The organism is Achromobacter sp. MYb9, from assembly GCF_002975275.1.
Lineage (GTDB): Bacteria > Pseudomonadota > Gammaproteobacteria > Burkholderiales > Burkholderiaceae_B > Achromobacter.
The window spans coordinates 24,246-38,735 of record NZ_PCOQ01000033.1; the positions used below are offsets into that span (position 1 = coordinate 24,246).

Annotated in this window: 15 protein-coding genes; 8 read left to right on the plus strand and 7 right to left on the minus strand. The window is 66.4% G+C overall.

The annotated features are described in order from the left end of the window. Window positions 1-12 precede the first annotated feature (12 nt). The 4 genes from CQ050_RS28350 to CQ050_RS28365 all read right to left on the minus strand — a co-directional run bounded on the left by CQ050_RS28350 (window position 13) and on the right by CQ050_RS28365 (window position 3,957). Window positions 13-786, minus strand: a complete 774-nt coding sequence (locus CQ050_RS28350) for an ABC transporter permease (RefSeq protein WP_105560163.1) — start codon at window positions 784-786, stop codon at window positions 13-15. Further along, window positions 783-1,781, minus strand: a complete 999-nt coding sequence (locus CQ050_RS28355) for an ABC transporter substrate-binding protein (RefSeq protein ID WP_105560164.1) — start codon at window positions 1,779-1,781, stop codon at window positions 783-785. The genes CQ050_RS28350 and CQ050_RS28355 overlap by 4 nt, the downstream gene beginning before the upstream one ends. Before the next feature lie 64 nt (window positions 1,782-1,845). Then, window positions 1,846-2,616 carry an ABC transporter ATP-binding protein gene (locus CQ050_RS28360; RefSeq protein ID WP_105560165.1) on the minus strand — a complete coding sequence of 257 codons (771 nt, stop codon included), beginning with the start codon at window positions 2,614-2,616 and terminating at the stop codon, window positions 1,846-1,848. A gap of 123 nt (window positions 2,617-2,739) precedes the next feature. After that, a complete protein-coding gene (locus CQ050_RS28365) occupies window positions 2,740-3,957 on the minus strand; it encodes an MFS transporter (RefSeq protein WP_105560166.1) in 1,218 nt (405 codons plus the stop codon). Window positions 3,958-4,164: 207 nt separating this feature from the next. Here CQ050_RS28365 and CQ050_RS28370 point away from each other — a divergent pair, with 207 nt between their 5' ends. The 6 genes from CQ050_RS28370 to CQ050_RS28395 all read left to right on the plus strand — a co-directional run bounded on the left by CQ050_RS28370 (window position 4,165) and on the right by CQ050_RS28395 (window position 10,314). Continuing rightward, window positions 4,165-5,403 carry a CaiB/BaiF CoA-transferase family protein gene (locus CQ050_RS28370; protein WP_105560167.1) on the plus strand — a complete coding sequence of 413 codons (1,239 nt, stop codon included), beginning with the start codon at window positions 4,165-4,167 and terminating at the stop codon, window positions 5,401-5,403. Between the two features lie 29 nt (window positions 5,404-5,432). Continuing rightward, window positions 5,433-6,422 (plus strand): tripartite tricarboxylate transporter substrate binding protein, encoded by a 990-nt coding sequence (locus CQ050_RS28375; protein WP_105560168.1) that lies wholly within the window; start codon window positions 5,433-5,435, stop codon window positions 6,420-6,422. Between the two features lie 17 nt (window positions 6,423-6,439). Beyond that, entirely contained in the window at window positions 6,440-6,637 is a 198-nt protein-coding gene (locus CQ050_RS31040) for a hypothetical protein (RefSeq protein ID WP_199196954.1), read from the plus strand. A gap of 186 nt (window positions 6,638-6,823) precedes the next feature. Beyond that, on the plus strand, window positions 6,824-7,966 hold the full coding sequence (locus tag CQ050_RS28385; RefSeq protein WP_105560169.1) for a metallophosphoesterase: 1,143 nt from the start codon (window positions 6,824-6,826) through the stop codon (window positions 7,964-7,966). A 10-nt stretch (window positions 7,967-7,976) separates the two neighbouring features. Continuing rightward, entirely contained in the window at window positions 7,977-9,443 is a 1,467-nt protein-coding gene (locus tag CQ050_RS28390) for a hypothetical protein (RefSeq protein WP_105560170.1), read from the plus strand. 82 nt (window positions 9,444-9,525) lie between these two features. Continuing rightward, window positions 9,526-10,314 carry a ProQ/FinO family protein gene (locus CQ050_RS28395; protein WP_105560171.1) on the plus strand — a complete coding sequence of 263 codons (789 nt, stop codon included), beginning with the start codon at window positions 9,526-9,528 and terminating at the stop codon, window positions 10,312-10,314. Between the two features lie 91 nt (window positions 10,315-10,405). On the opposite strand, the gene CQ050_RS28400 is transcribed toward CQ050_RS28395, so the two are convergent. Beyond that, complete coding sequence (locus CQ050_RS28400) at window positions 10,406-10,987, minus strand: DUF4202 domain-containing protein (protein ID WP_105560197.1); 582 nt, start codon at window positions 10,985-10,987, stop codon at window positions 10,406-10,408. A 183-nt stretch (window positions 10,988-11,170) separates the two neighbouring features. Here CQ050_RS28400 and CQ050_RS28405 point away from each other — a divergent pair, with 183 nt between their 5' ends. Continuing rightward, a complete protein-coding gene (locus CQ050_RS28405) occupies window positions 11,171-12,139 on the plus strand; it encodes an alpha/beta hydrolase (protein WP_105560172.1) in 969 nt (322 codons plus the stop codon). A gap of 86 nt (window positions 12,140-12,225) precedes the next feature. Here the strand turns inward: CQ050_RS28405 and CQ050_RS28410 are convergent, their stop codons facing one another. Continuing rightward, window positions 12,226-12,693, minus strand: coding sequence for a ketosteroid isomerase (locus CQ050_RS28410; protein ID WP_105560173.1), 468 nt, complete (start codon window positions 12,691-12,693; stop codon window positions 12,226-12,228). Window positions 12,694-12,733: 40 nt separating this feature from the next. Further along, entirely contained in the window at window positions 12,734-13,378 is a 645-nt protein-coding gene (locus tag CQ050_RS28415) for a TetR/AcrR family transcriptional regulator (RefSeq protein ID WP_105560174.1), read from the minus strand. 351 nt (window positions 13,379-13,729) lie between these two features. Here CQ050_RS28415 and CQ050_RS28420 point away from each other — a divergent pair, with 351 nt between their 5' ends. Beyond that, the gene (locus CQ050_RS28420; RefSeq protein WP_105560175.1) at window positions 13,730-14,461 is read left to right on the plus strand and encodes a FadR/GntR family transcriptional regulator; all 732 of its coding nucleotides are present in this window, start codon (window positions 13,730-13,732) and stop codon (window positions 14,459-14,461) included. Window positions 14,462-14,490 lie beyond the last annotated feature (29 nt).

Here is a 14,490-nt window from a genome sequence, read left to right on the forward strand (position 1 = left end):
GGGCTCCGTTGCTTAAACGTACTGATAGCGCAGCAGGCGATGCTTGAGGTTTTCAAGCACGAACTGATCAATCAGCGCGGCCAGCACGGCAATGACGAGGATATTGGTCATAACGCCGGTCATGTCGGCGATTTCGCCTGAATAGGCCAGCGAACGACCCAGGCCCTTGCCAAAGCCGATCAGCATTTCCGCCGAAATCAATGCACGCCAGGCGTTGCCGAACGCCAATTGCGCCCCCGTGATCAGCTCGGGCATCACCGCCGGCAGATACACCCGCTTGACGAGCCCCCAGCGCGTGGCGCCCATGACGCGCGCCGCGGATACGTGCACGCGCTGCACGGATTCGGTTGCGTTCATCACGCTGAGCGCGGCCGGGAAGAACGCCGACAGCGCGACCACGACGATGATGGGCGTGTTGCCGAACCCCATCACGATCAGGAACAGCGGCACCCACGCAATCGATGGGATCGATTGCAGGATGACGATGGCGCTGCGCAGCACTTCGCGGAAGAAGAACAGCACCGCGGCCACCAGGCCAAAGCCGATGCCCGCCGCCAGCGCCAGGCCGTAGCCCGCGCCCAACCGGCCCAGCGTGCCCAACAGGCTTTGGTGGAACGATTGCTTGCCCAGATCTTCGAACAGGCGTTCGACGACCGCAGGCACGCCCGGCATCAGGAAGTCAGGCAGCGCGAAGGCCGCCAACTGCCACAAGGCAAGAATGAACAGGACGCCCAAAACGCCCGCAAGATGCTTGCGGGCGCCGGTCACTCGGGTAGACGAGCTCAAAGTTTGCGCGCCTCTTGCCAGGACAGGTCGACGATGCTGGACACGTCATACGGCTTGCCGTCGCGGGTCTTCAGCGAACCCTGGGCTTGCAGGATATCGGCGATTTCCTGCATGCGCGCGGTGTCCTTGCTGGTCAGCTTAGGCGTGAATACCTGCGTGCTGATGGCTTCCGCAATGACGGTTTCGCGCGGCAGTTCACCGCGATGCAAGGTCTTCAGCGTAGGCTCGGCAATGAAGTACGAAGCGATGAGCTTGGAAGCCTGCGCGGGCTCTTTCTGCAGCAGCGTAATGGCCTGGTTCTGCGCGTCCAGCGCCTTCCAGACGTCATCCTTGCGCTTGGCCAGCGTTTCGCCCGAGGTGATCACGACCATGCACGGGAACGGCCAGGCCTGGCCCACTTCGTAGATCTGCTTGACCGGCGCGACCAGTTGCGCGATGCGGTCGTAAGGTTCGAACAGGAAGGCGGCATCCACGCGCTTGCCCACCAGCGATTGAACCGCCACCGCCGGGCTTACGCCCATGACATTGACGTCGTCCGCGGACAGGTTGCCCTGCTTGAGCACAACGCCCTTCAGTACCACGTCGGCGGTGCTGCCTTCGGCTTGCGAGGCCAGCGTCTTGCCCTTCAGGCCAGCGATATCCTTGATGCCGGAATCGTCGCGCACGATCAACGAGTGATAGCCTTGCTGCGCGCCGCCCACGACTTTCAGGTCGGCGCCTTTGGAGGCCCAGGCCACCGCATTGGTGAAGCCAAGCACGCCGATATCGAGTTGGCCACCGACGATCGCCTTGATCAGGTCCGTGCCGGACTTGAACTCGATCAGTTCCGAATCCAGGCCCGCATTCTTGTAGAAACCGCCCTCTTGCGCCACGATCGCCTGCGCGTCGTCCATTACGCGCAAGTAACCCACGCGGAATTTTTCAGCCGCCATTGCGGGGGCCGCCGCCAGCAGTGCCGCGGCCAGCGGCAAGGTCAGCCATTGCTTCAATTTCATGAGGAGAGCTCCAGGGAATTCAAGGTCGGCGGCGCTGCGGCGCCACCTGTAATGGGAATGCCGGTCAGGCGGCCAGGGCCAGGTCCGAGTGCGCCTGCGAGCCGTCCACCGCGATGCCCAGCAGTCGCAGGATTTCTCGCTTTTCAGCAGCCAGACCCGACAGATCGTGCGTTTTCTCGCGATGCGCGAGGTTGAATTCGCGCAATACGCGTGCCGGACGCGGGCTGAAGACGACGATGCGGTCCGCCAGGAACAAGGCTTCGTCCACGTCGTGCGTGACCAGCAGCACCGTGGGCTTTTCCTGGGCGATCAACTGGCGCAGCACATCTTGCAGGCTCAGGCGAGTCAGGGCATCCAGCGCGCCGAACGGCTCGTCCATCAGCATCGTCTTGGGCTGCGCGATGAAGGCGCGCGCCAGCGCGGCCCGTTGGCGCATGCCGCCCGATACCTGGTGCGGGTAATAGTGTTCGAAGCCGCCCAGGCTGACGCGCGCCAGCCAATGGCGGGCGGCCTCGCGAGCGCGCTTCTTGGGCGTGTTCTGGAATTCCAGCGCCAGCGCCACGTTGTCTTCCAGGGTCAGCCAGGGATACAGCGCGTGTTCCTGGAACACCAGCGTGCGGCTGGGGTGCGGGCCGCCGACGGCCTGGCCATCGGCCAGCACGCTGCCCTGCGTGGGCTTTTCCAGCCCGGCCGCCAGATGCAGCAACGTGGATTTGCCGCAGCCCGACGGGCCGACCAGCGCGACCAGCTCGCCGGCCTTGATTTCACTGGTAAAGCCATCCACGACGGGCAGGTCGCCGAAGTGCTTGTGGACGTGATCGAAGGTGAGGTTCATGGAACGAATCGTGGGCGCGCGTGGAGAACGAGGCCTAATCTAACAATTCGTTATATGAATTCAAACGATCAATATTGAATGTCTTAACTTCTTTTGGTTATGTGGGAACTGGGATAGCGCCTGTTACCTGGACGCTTGCGGACGCATGGCATGCCGTTGCAGGCCGAAGGCGATCATGAAACCCGCCAGCACGGCCACCGCGGCCGCCAGGAAGATGGACGGATAACCGTAACCGCTGGAGATGTAGCCGGCGACTGGCCCGGTTACCCCCAATGCCAGGTCCAGGAACGCGGAATACGCGCCCAGCGCCGCGCCGCGGCTGCCGGCTGGCACCCGCGCCACCGCTTCGACGCCGATCGCCGGGAACACCAGCGCGAAGCCGCAGCCGGTCAGCGCCGCGCCCAGCAGCGCGGCCACGGGATTGGGCGCCAGCCATAGCAGCAACAGCCCGGCCGCCTCCACCAGGAACGACACCTGCGCCACCCGGAAACCGCCGAATCGCGTGATGGTCCCGGCAAACAATAGACGCACGCCGATGAATGCGCCGCCGAAGGCGCTGAGCGCGTGCGCCGCGCCGTCCCATGAAAAGCTGGCGTAGTACAGCGCCACGAAGGCCGCCAGCGTGCCGAACCCCACCGAGCCCAACCCCAGCGCCATGCCATGCGGGAACACACGCATCACCACGCTCTTGAACGCCATGCGGTGGCCGCCGACGATGGCCACGGCGGCGCGCGACACCGCCATCCCCAGCCCGGCCAGGCCCAGCAGCAGCACCATGCCGCCCAGCGCGCCCATGCTCCATTCCCTTTGCAGGTGGACGCCCAAGGGCGCGCCGAGCGCCAGGCCGCCATAGGTGCAGATGCCGTTCCACGAGATGACGCGGGCGGTGTGCAACGGGCCGACGCGGGCGATCGCCCAGGTAGCCGACCCCGTGCCCACCCAGCTTTCGCCGAATCCCAGCGCCAGGCGGCTGACGATGATGGCCGTCAGACTGAGCCAGGCGCTGCGTTCGAAAGCATAGGCCAGCAGCAGGAAGACCCCGCTGGCTGCGCACGCGATCATGCCGATCACCACCGTCTGCTTGGGGCCCACGGTGTCGGCCATGCGGCCCGCGTGCGAACGGCTGAGCAGCGTCGCCACGTATTGCACGCTGATGGCCAGGCCGGCCAGCACGGACCCGTAGCCCAGATTGCCATGCACGTAGCCCGGCAATACGGCCAGCGGCAAGCCGATGGCCAGGTAGCAGATGAAGGTGAAGACGGCGATGGAAACGATCCGCGCGGTCAACGCGAACGTCCCGATGGGCTGACCCTCGGGCGTGGTGTGGGGTGTGGGGGACATGAATCGGACAGAGGGGGCAGGTGCTTTGCACCAGGGTTTACCCGGATGATAGCGCACGCCATATTGCATCGGGCTGAACGCCTGCGGCGCCGTGCCGCTGGCGATACGCAACTCGAATCACAGCCGCCGAAAACGATATTGGACGGGGCCCCCGGGGCTTATTACCGTGAACCGACACATAACGGGGCCCACCCCGATCGGAGCGATATGGAACGAGACAACAACGCCGCCGCGCCGCGCGGCGCGCTATCCCATCTGAAAGTGCTGGACTTGACGCGCGTGCTGGCCGGCCCTTGGGCCACCCAGACGCTGGCTGACATGGGCGCCGACGTCATCAAGATCGAACGGCCGCAGGCGGGCGACGACACGCGGGCCTGGGGCCCGCCATTCCTGGTCGGCGCCGACGGCGAAGAAACCCGGGACTCGTCCTATTTTCTAAGCGCCAACCGGGGCAAGCGTTCGGTAACGGTGGACCTTGCCACCCCCGAGGGGCAGGCGTTGATCCGCGATCTGGCGCGGGATTCGGATGTGCTGGTCGAGAACTACAAGGTGGGCACGCTGGCGCGTTACGGCCTGGACTATGCCAGCCTGCGCGAGATCAACCCGCGCCTGGTCTATTGCTCGGTCACCGGCTTCGGCCAGGACGGCCCCTATGCTCCCCTGCCCGGCTACGACTTCGTGTTTCAGGGCATGGGCGGCCTGATGAGCATCACCGGAGAACCCGACCGCGAACCGATGAAGTCCGGCATCGCGATCACCGACCTGCTGACTGGCGTCTACACCAGCACGGCGATCCTGGCGGCGCTGGAGCATCGCCACATCAGCGGCGAAGGCCAGCATATCGACATGGCGCTGCTGGACTGCGTGGTGACGATCTCGTCGTATCAGGCCATCAACTATTTCCTGTCGGGCAACGTGCCGCAGCGCATGGGCAATGCCCATTCCAATATGGTGCCCTACCAGGTGTTTGCTTGCCGCGAAGGCTCGGTGATCGTGGCGGTGGGCAATGACGGTCAATACCGCGCGTTTTGCGCCGCGATCGGGCGACCCGAGCTTGCCGCCGACGAACGCTATGCCACGGCCGCCCAGCGCAACCGGAACCGCGCCACGCTGATTCCGCCTATCGCGCAGGCCATGCTGGCGCGGCCGATGCGGGAATGGGTCGACGTCCTGCAGACCGCCGGCGTGCCCTGCGGCCCGATCTACGACATCGAGCAGGTGTTCCAGGATCCGCACGTGCGCCATCGCGGCATGCAGTTGTCATTGCCGCATGCCTCCGGCGTACCGACGCCCGCCGTCGCCAATCCCATCCGCATGAGCGCCACGCCCATGCGCTACGCGCACGCAGCGCCCGAACTGGGTCAGCACACCGACGACGTGCTGCGCGACCGGTTGGGCCTCTGCCCCTTGCGCATTGCCGAGTTGAAAGCCCGAGGCGTCGTCTGAACGCCACCGCCCCTACCGGAGACAACACCATGCGCATTTTCACGGCCGCCGCGCGCGGCGCTTTCTTGCGACACACCCTGTTGCCTGCCTTGCTGGCCGCCTTGGTGTCCGCGCCGTCCGCCGCCCAGGACGCCCCCGTCAGGTTCGTCGTGCCCTACCCGCCGGGCGGCGCCGCCGACCAGATCGCCCGATTGGTGGCCCAGGAAATGAGCAAGGCCGGCGGCGCGCCCATCATCATCGAGAACAAGCCGGGCGCGGCGGGCATGATCGCCGCCGATCACGTGGCGCGCGCCAAGCCGGACGGCAGAACCTTCTTCGTCGGCTCCAATGCCCCGCTGGTGGTCAACCAGGCCCTGTACGCCAAGATGACCTACGACCCCGCCCGCGACTTCGTACCCGTGTCCGGCATGGCCAAATCGCCGCTGCTGCTGGTGGTGCGCCACGATCTGCCGGCGTCGGACGTCAAAACACTGATTGCGCTGGGCCGGCAGGCGCCGGGCAAGCTGACGATGGGGTCGGCCGGCACGGGCAACATCACCTATCTGGCCGGCGAGCACGCCGTCAGCAAACTCGGGTTCCAGGTCACGCACGTGCCTTACCAGGGCAGCGCGCCAGCCATCGTCGGCTTGATGGGCGGCAGCACCGACATGATGTTCGACGCCCTGCCTTCGTGCATGGCGCAGGCTCAGGCCGGCAAGATCCGGCCATTCGCCGTGCTGGACGACAAGCGCTTCGCCGGCCTGCCCGACGTGCCCACCGCCGCCGAGCTGGGCTATCCGGGCATCGACGCCAGCGCCTGGTTCGGCCTGGTGGCGCCGGCCGGCACCCCCGCCGCGACAGTGCAACGCATGAACCAGGACGTCAATCGCGCGCTCGCGCAAGCGGACCTGCAGCGCAAGCTGACCGCCATCGGCGCGGTGCCCATGCCGGGCGACGCCGGCGTGTTTGCCGCGTTCGTGCAAGCCGAACGCGACCGCTGGCTGCCCGTCGCCCGAGACCTGGGCCTGAAAGCGCAATAACCCGCGCGCTGCGAGAGGTGCGCGACGACGATACCGTGAAGGCGGTCGTGCTGACCGGCTCGGGCGGCCACTTCTGCGCGGACGGAGACATCAAATCGATCTCGCGGGCGCTGGCGGAAGGCCGCGACGGATTCGAAGGCCGCGACAGCGCCTTCCATCGCGAGGCCGCGCGCCGCTTCGTGGACAAGCAACCCGCCCGTTACCAATGGGACTGACACCACGCGGAACACCGGCTTCCGGCTGATGACAGCGGCCGGCAAACCGCCGCTTTGTCCCTACGGGCGGTCGGGGTACCCGGCGCCGTCAGCGCCAGATCGTCATAATGACGCTCGCCTTCGGCCTGGCCCTGGACGCCATGGCGCCAGCCCCGGTTCCCCGCCGCTTTCAGTAGGAATTCCCGCGTGTTTCATGTTTTCACCGGACTGATCAGTCTCTATGTCATCTGGCGTTTCGTCCTGCCGCTGTCCGTTTCCAAGCCTGTCAAAGCGCTGCTTTCCGTCCTGCTGCTGGCGGTGGCCGAACACCATCTGGTGACGCGCAATTTCTTCGGCAGCATGGCGTCGCCTGAAATTCCGGCCACGCTGCTGATGGCGCTGGGCTGGCTGTTCGGCAGCCTGCTCCTGCTGGCCATGCTGCTGCTTGCCCGCGACGTGGGCGGCCTGGCCGTCTACGCGGTATCGCGCGAGCGTGGCCGCCGGCTGTGGGCTGCGGCCCGCTGGCGCCAGGTCGCCGCCGTGCTGGCGGTGGCCTTGGCGGCCATTGGCGTGTGGCAGGCGGTGCGCGTGCCAGACGTGAAGACGCTTGAAATCGTCTTGCCGAAGCTGCCGCCCGAGCTGGACGGTTTCCGCGTGGTGCAACTGACCGACCTGCACGCCAGCCGTCTGCTGGAAGCGCCCTGGATCGACGCCGTCGTCAAGAAGACAAACGCCCTGAACCCGGACCTGCTGGTCATCACGGGCGATCTGGTCGACGGCACGACCGCCGCCCGCGTCGCCGACGTGTTGCCGCTGCAAGCGCTGCGCGCCCGCCACGGCGTCTACGCAATCCCCGGCAACCACGAGTACTACGCCGAATACCAGCGTTGGCTGCCTGCATTCGACAAGCTGGGCCTGCGCCTGCTGTTGAACGACCACGTCACGCTGACGCCGAACGGCAAGCGCCTGGTGCTGGCCGGCGTCACCGACAGGATGGCGGGGGCCTACGACCAGCCCATGCCCGACGTAAAGCAGGCGCTGGCCGGCGTGCAAGCGAATGATCCGGTCATCCTTTTGAGCCACCGCCCCGCCGGCGCGGCGCTGAACGCCCAAGCCGGCGCGGGCCTGCAATTGTCCGGCCACACCCACGGGGGACAAATCCTGGGCCCGCACCTGCTGACGCAACTGGCCAATGAAGGCTATGTTTCCGGGCAGTACCAGGTAGGCGCCATGAGCCTGTATGTCAGCAACGGCACCGGCCTGTGGCCCGGCTTCCCGATCCGCTTGGGCCGCCCCTCGGAAATCACGCAGATCGTGCTGCGTTCGCCTGCGGCATCCGCGCCGCAATAAACTCGCCAACATGATGTACCTCCTGTGGTCCCTGCCCGCCCTGACCGTGATCGCCGCCATCGCCAGCGGGCGGGTCAACACCACTATTGCCGCCGTGCTGGGGCTGTTTGCCGCCGTCCCCATCGCGCTCTACGCGGCGCCCGCGCCGTTCAGCGGCGCGCAACTGGCCGTGACGCTTGAGCGCGGCCTGTGGATCGGCTGGATCATCACCCCTTACATCCTGGGCGGGCTGTTGTTCTGGCAAATGGCGTCGCAAGGGAACGCGCCCGCACCGGCCGCGCAAGGCCAGGCCGGGCTGAACGACCCGCTGGCCCGCCGCCGGCGCCTGTTCTTCGCCTGTTTCCTGATCGGACCGTTCGCCGAGTCCGCCACCGGCTTCGGCGTGGGCATGCTGGGCACCGTGCTGCTGATTCGCCCGCTAGGCTTGAAACCGCGCGACATCATGGTGTTCGCCTTGCTGAGCCAGACCCTGATCCCCTGGGGGGCAATGGGTAGCGGCACGTTGCTGGCGTCCGCGTATGCGCGCGTGCCGGCCCCGGAGCTGGCGTTGTACAGCATGGTGGCGGTGGCGCTGCTGATGGCCGTGTGGATGCTGTTGTTCTGGCGCACGGCCCGCCACGCGGGCCTGCGCGCCGACGCCGCCGAACACCGCCGGGAAGCCGCCTGGATGGCGGCCAGCCTGGGCCTGCTGACGGCCGCAACCGCCTTGCTGGGTCCGGAAACGGCATTGCTGGCCGCCTACGGCCCGTTGATCGTGCTGCGCTTCCTGCTGGACCGCCGCCCCAACCGCCCACAAGCGCTGGCCGCGGCACGCCGCGCCTTGCCGTACATTCTGGTGATCGCCTGCCTGGTGGCCACACGCCTGATCCCTGCCGTCAACCGCGCGTTGGGCACGCTGGCCGACTTCCAGCCTTTCGCGGACCTGCCCGCCTGGCTGCCGTTCCTGCATGCCGGCAGCTGGCTGGTCGCGGGCGCGCTTGCCATGGCCGCCTGGCGCCGCGAACCCGGCGCGCTGGCCACGCAGGCGCGCGCATCCTGGAAAACGGGTCGCCACGCCGTCATGTCCGTATTCCTGTTCGCCATGATGGCCGAAGTGCTGGCGGGCGCCGGCATCTCGCAGGCGTATGCGGACGGCTTGTTCGCCACCTTCCAGGACTGGACCATCCTGATCACTCCCGTGCTGGCCGGCGCGTTCGGTATATTGGCAAACAGCGGCAACGCGCCGAACAGCCTGTTCATGCCGTCCCAGCTATCATTAGCGGTTCAAGCGGGCCTGAACGTGCCGGCAGCGGCTGCGCTGTTACACGTATCGGGCACGGCGATGGGCATTTTTTCACCGGTAAGAATGTCGATCGCGGCCGGCCTGGCTCACGGACCAGGGCAAGAACGCAGCGTGTATGTTCTACTACTGCCGTTCGCCTTGGCCGCGTTCGGCATTCTTTTGTCCCTGGCGCTGCTTGTCGTAGTGTCGGGATAGCCGCCGGAGCGCTGATGCTCACGGCCTCAACCTTTTTTTTGTGTAGCACATGGGACTAGAACAGTTAGCCGCGATCCGGGCATTGATTACCAAGCAAGCGCCTGAAGAGCCGGCCCCCAAGAAGGAATCGCGTCCGCAGGGCGGCGGCAAGGGCCCCCGTTCGTCGCAAGGCGCCGGCAAGGGCCCGCGTCCGCAAGGCGGCGATAAAGGCGCGCGCCCGCAGGGCGGCGACAAGGGCCAACGGCCGCAGCGCGCGGAACGCCGCGAACGCGAGACGCCCGTGGACCCGGTCGTGGTTGCGATTTCGCGTCTGCAACGCCACTTCCCCAAGGCGTTCCCCAAGAACCCCGCTCCCAAGCTTCCGCTGAAGCTGGGCGTGCTGGCGGACCTGGTGCAACTCGCGCAGGCTCTGCAGCTGGACGAGGCGCAGATCAAGGAAGCGGTCAAGACCTGGTGTGATGGCCGCCGCTACTGGACCTGCATGGTGGAAGACGCGCCGCGCGTGGACCTGAATGGCGAGCCCTCGGGCGCCGTGACGGCCAACGAAGCCAAGCACGCCAAGCGCATGGCTTCGCGCAGCGCCTCCAAGAACGCCGCCGCGCGCAACAAGGCCAAGAAGGCGGAAGCCGCTGCCGCTGCCGGAGCGCCGGCCGCCGGAGTGCCTGCCGCCGACGAGGCGGTTGCCAAGGTCGCTGATGGAGCGGTTGCCGATACGACGGCTACCGATACGACGGCACCCGCCGCTGCCACGCCGGCCGCCACCGAAGCGCCCGCGGCTGACGCATCGGCTGACGCATCGAACGATGCCCCGGTTGATGCCCCCGCCGATGCCCCGGCATCCGGCAAGCCCGCTTCCGACACGCCTGTGTAATACCGCCGCCAGGCGGCATTGATGGCAACAAGCAACCCGGCCTGCGGCCTACGCCGCAGGCCGGGTTTGCACTTGCGCGGCCGACGACGCGTCAGCCCGCCAGCGCCTTTTCGATATGCGCCATTCCTGCCGGCGAATACGGCAGCGTCAGCGCCCACTTGTGGCCGGCCGCGTCCATCTTCAGCAGCGACTTCTTCAGAATATCTACGATCTTCTCGCCGTGAGCGGGATGGAAATCTTCGTACTGGTATTGCAGAAACACCAGGCACAAGGCGTTTTCCATCGTCTGCACATCGGCATCCTGCTTGATGCCCTGCTTCATGACGATCGCCGTCACGCGGTCGATCACGTCTTGGGGATAGCCCGTATCGCGCAGGATGTCTTCCGCGATGCCCGCGTGATGGCGCGCCAGCGCCTTGCGCCACGTCAGGTAGCCGATACGCCCTTCAGGGTAGGACTTTCTGGTGATCTCCCAGCGTCCGATATGCTGGCAACGAGAGGCCAGGATCAGCGGCTCGGACGCATCCGGCGCCAATTTCAGCACCCATTCATGCAGCTTTTGCGCCAGGAACAATTCTTGGGGACAGGTTTCGCCCTGCCACGAAAACAGATTGGGGTCGGCGCTGTTGTACTGGTCGAACCGAAGCAGCGCCTGTTGTAGACGGTCATTCATGCGTAGCGTATCCAAGAAGGCGCCGGTGGCCGGCGGAAGTCCGGTGTGCATCCCGAAAGGAAATCATCATAGCGCCGGGATGGCCGGCGCATCGCGGCGAAGCGGGATCAATATGCCCCGCCCTTATTTGGCCGGGCGCCGCGAAGCGCGTCATACTGACGGCATGCGAGCACTGGAATTTATATGAGCAACGCCACCTTCACCCCTACCCTGGCCGCCGACGTGCTGGCCGCGCAAGCACTGGCCAAGCAGCACGGCGTGGGCACGCCCAACGTGCTGACCACGCCGCTAGCCGAAACCCGCGAGCAAAGCCGCGCGTATCAGCAATGGCTGAGCCAACCCGCTCCGCCCGTGGGCCGCGTGGTCGAACATCGGCTGGACCATTTGCCGGTGCCCGCGACGTTGCGCCTGTACTACCCGGAAGGCGCCTCGGACGCACCGCTGCCGCTGTATCTGCACCTGCACGGCGGCGGCTTCGCGCACGGCGACCTGGACACGCTGGACCGCTGGAAGCGAGAAATCGCGGCCGACGCCGGCATTGTGACCGCCGGCCTGTCTTACGCGCTGTCGCCTGAAGCCCGCTACCCCGTGGCGCTGGAACAAGTCCTGGGCGCACTGCGCTGGCTGCGTGACCAGGCGCCATCCCTGGGCCTGGACGCCAAGCGCCTGTCGGTCGGCGGCGAATCGGCCGGTGGCAATCTGACGCTGGCTGCGTTGCAGCGGCTGCGCGACGAAGGCGACGCATTCATCAAGACCGGCGTGGTCATCTACGGCATGTTGTCGGCCCGCCGCGACACGGCCTCGCACGAGTCATTTGGCGACGGGCGCTTCGGGCTGTCCACGGAAAAACTGGACTGGTTCTGGCGCCAGTACGTGACCGACGCCGCCCAACTGACCGATCCCGGCGTTGCGCCGCTGCACGCGGACGTGGCTGGCCTGCCTCCGCTGATTCTGCAAGCCGCCGCCCTGGACCCCTTGCTGGACGACACGCTGGACCTGGCCAACAAGCTGTTCGCCGCTGGCGCCGCCCCGAACTTCATTGTGTACTCGGGCGTGCCGCACAGCTTCATCGGCATGACGCGCCTGCTGCCCCAGGCGCAAGAAGCCCGGGCCGACCTCGTCCAGGCGCTGAAACGCAATCTGGCGGCGTAGCAGAACACCCTCCGCCAAAGGCCTCACGAGATTCCGATCCGATGGGGCCTTTTTGCGTCGGCGGCAACGCCGGCCAACAGCCGCCGTCAGCTGCGCGCCGGCTTGTTGCCGTGCGACACGCTGGGCGTATCGCGGAACAGCGACATGTGCGTATGGGTGGCGACCCAGGGTTCGCCCACGGCTTCCCGCGCGAACGACACGGTGGCGCGGCCAACGCGCTCGAACGGCTTGCCGTCCGGGTGGTAACCGGTCGAATCCCACACCGCCATGCCCACGGCGAACAGCCGGTCGGGCGACACGAAATTCTGCACATCGTCCAGCCGCCACACGAAGTCGTCGATCGTGAACCAGACGTTGCGCCACTGCGTCTTTTCCGCATGGTCGCGGCCACTGACGAAATTCGTATACGTGCCGAAGGCGACGAAATCGTCGGCGAACAGGTGGCGGGCCGCCGCGTAATCCACGGCTTGCACGTGGTCGGACAGTTCCTTGAACCAGGCGCGCACGGCAGCGGCGTCAACGGGGTCGACAGGAACCAGGGCTTGCACGGACATGGGGTATCTCCTTTCGATGCGGCAACAAAGCCAATGAGCACTAGCGACGGCGTGCAGGCGCCGGTCCGCCGAGCATGCGCAGACAGTCTTCCGAGACACGATGCGCGAACGCCGTACAGTCTTCCAACCGGGCCGCGATGGCATCGTCGCTGACGCCATGCACGCCCGAATAGATCAGCAAAGCGGTGATCCTGGGCTGCGGCAACGACCAGGCGCCTGCCGCCTTCCCGCCCTGCAAGATCCCCAGCAATTGGTCCAGGATGGCGTTCTTGTCGCGGTTCTGGCGGTCGTGATGGTGATGGTTGCCGTAGACGATGTCATGCGTGCGGTAGGTATCCACGTAGGTCTGGATGCTGGCGTGGATCCAGGCTTGCAGCTTGCCCGTCCAATCGTCGTCCTCGCAGGCGGCCACGGCGCGCTCCAGCGCGTCCAGATACTGGCGCGTGTAGCGGGCGGCCAGCGCCGCCAGCATGTCGGTCTTGGCCGGGAAGTAGTGGTAGAACGTGCCCTTGGCGACCTGGGCCTCTTCCACGATGCTGCTGATGGTGGTGGCCTCCACGCCGTTAGCCAGGAACAGCTTTTCGGCGGCGGCCATCAATTCCTCCAAACGCACCTCGGCGGGCTTGGTCCGAGGCGGACGCGGCTGGGAGGCCGGCAGGGGCGCTTTGACGCGAGGTGAAGTCATGGGCGAATCGGCGAACGGATAAAGACGCCAAGTGTAGGGGACGCAGGCCCACCCGCGTCTATCGTGCCCCTTGCGCGCCCTCGGATCGGTTCCGCGGGGACACGCCGCCCCGGTCCGGGCCGCGTGATCCCCGCCCGCGGCCTCACCCTAGTGGTTTTCCCTGAAAACGGCGGAAAACGGGCCGTTCCCGATTCCCAAGGCGAATTCCGTCCGGTACATTTCGTCCAGTGGCCTGACCACTGGACCATCAGACCCCTGAACCGCATTTCCGCTGTCCTTCGATCCCGCGCAAGACATAGCCGCCCCGGACCTATTACGCTCTACCCCCCAAACACTCCTTCCCCCGCCACAATGACTTCCCTTCAGGCCGTAGCCTCGACCCGCCTTTACCGCATGATCGCCGACCAGATCGCCGCGCGCATCAAGGCGGGCGACTTCCCCGCCGGTGGCAGATTGCCCGCCGAACGAGAGTTGGCGGAACAGTTGCAAGTCAGCCGCGCGTCGGTGCGGGAAGCGTTGATCGCGCTGGAAATCGAGGGGTATGTGGACGTGCGCGTCGGCACTGGCGTGTTCGTCTGCCCGCCGCGCGAAGATGGCGGCTACCAGGACGCCCCCTTGCCCCCTGCGGCGGACAGCGTCGAAGCCACCGACATCGGCCCCTTCGATCTGCTGGAAACGCGCCTGCTGATCGAACCGGAATGCGCCGCGCTGGCCGCGCAAAAGGCGTCGCCCGCGCAGATCGCGGCGATCCGCGTGGCGCATGAAGGCATGTCGCTGACCGAATCGCCCAGCGTGCACGACCGCGCCTTCCATAGCGCCATCGGCGCAGCCTGCGGCAATGCCGCACTGGCCGCGGCCATCTCGCACATCTGGCATCTCAGCACGCTCAGCCCGGTCTTCCACCGGCTGGAAGAGCACTTCGTGACCACCAAAGTGTGGAGCGAAGCGCAGAAAGAACATGAACGCATCCTCGCGGCCATCGTCGACCGCGATCCCATCCGCGCGCGCCATGCCATGCACGACCACCTGGTCGGCATCCTGGCGCGTTTGCGGGAAGACTTCGGCAACGCTGGGATCCGATGATTCGATGACCCGTTAACCCGCCGCCTGCG

Bases quoted from the DNA above. Each gene is read 5' to 3' on its own strand.
- CQ050_RS28355 (WP_105560164.1), bottom strand. From the start codon at position 1,781: ATGAAATTGAAGCAATGGCTGACCTTGCCGCTGGCCGCGGCACTGCTG.
- CQ050_RS28360 (WP_105560165.1), bottom strand. From the start codon at position 2,616: ATGAACCTCACCTTCGATCACGTCCACAAGCACTTCGGCGACCTGCCC.
- CQ050_RS28365 (WP_105560166.1), bottom strand. From the start codon at position 3,957: ATGTCCCCCACACCCCACACCACGCCCGAGGGTCAGCCCATCGGGACG.
- CQ050_RS28370 (WP_105560167.1), top strand. From the start codon at position 4,165: ATGGAACGAGACAACAACGCCGCCGCGCCGCGCGGCGCGCTATCCCAT.
- CQ050_RS28375 (WP_105560168.1), top strand. From the start codon at position 5,433: ATGCGCATTTTCACGGCCGCCGCGCGCGGCGCTTTCTTGCGACACACC.
- CQ050_RS28390 (WP_105560170.1), top strand. From the start codon at position 7,977: ATGATGTACCTCCTGTGGTCCCTGCCCGCCCTGACCGTGATCGCCGCC.
- CQ050_RS28400 (WP_105560197.1), bottom strand. From the start codon at position 10,987: ATGAATGACCGTCTACAACAGGCGCTGCTTCGGTTCGACCAGTACAAC.
- CQ050_RS28405 (WP_105560172.1), top strand. From the start codon at position 11,171: ATGAGCAACGCCACCTTCACCCCTACCCTGGCCGCCGACGTGCTGGCC.
- CQ050_RS28410 (WP_105560173.1), bottom strand. From the start codon at position 12,693: ATGTCCGTGCAAGCCCTGGTTCCTGTCGACCCCGTTGACGCCGCTGCC.
- CQ050_RS28415 (WP_105560174.1), bottom strand. From the start codon at position 13,378: ATGACTTCACCTCGCGTCAAAGCGCCCCTGCCGGCCTCCCAGCCGCGT.
- CQ050_RS28420 (WP_105560175.1), top strand. From the start codon at position 13,730: ATGACTTCCCTTCAGGCCGTAGCCTCGACCCGCCTTTACCGCATGATC.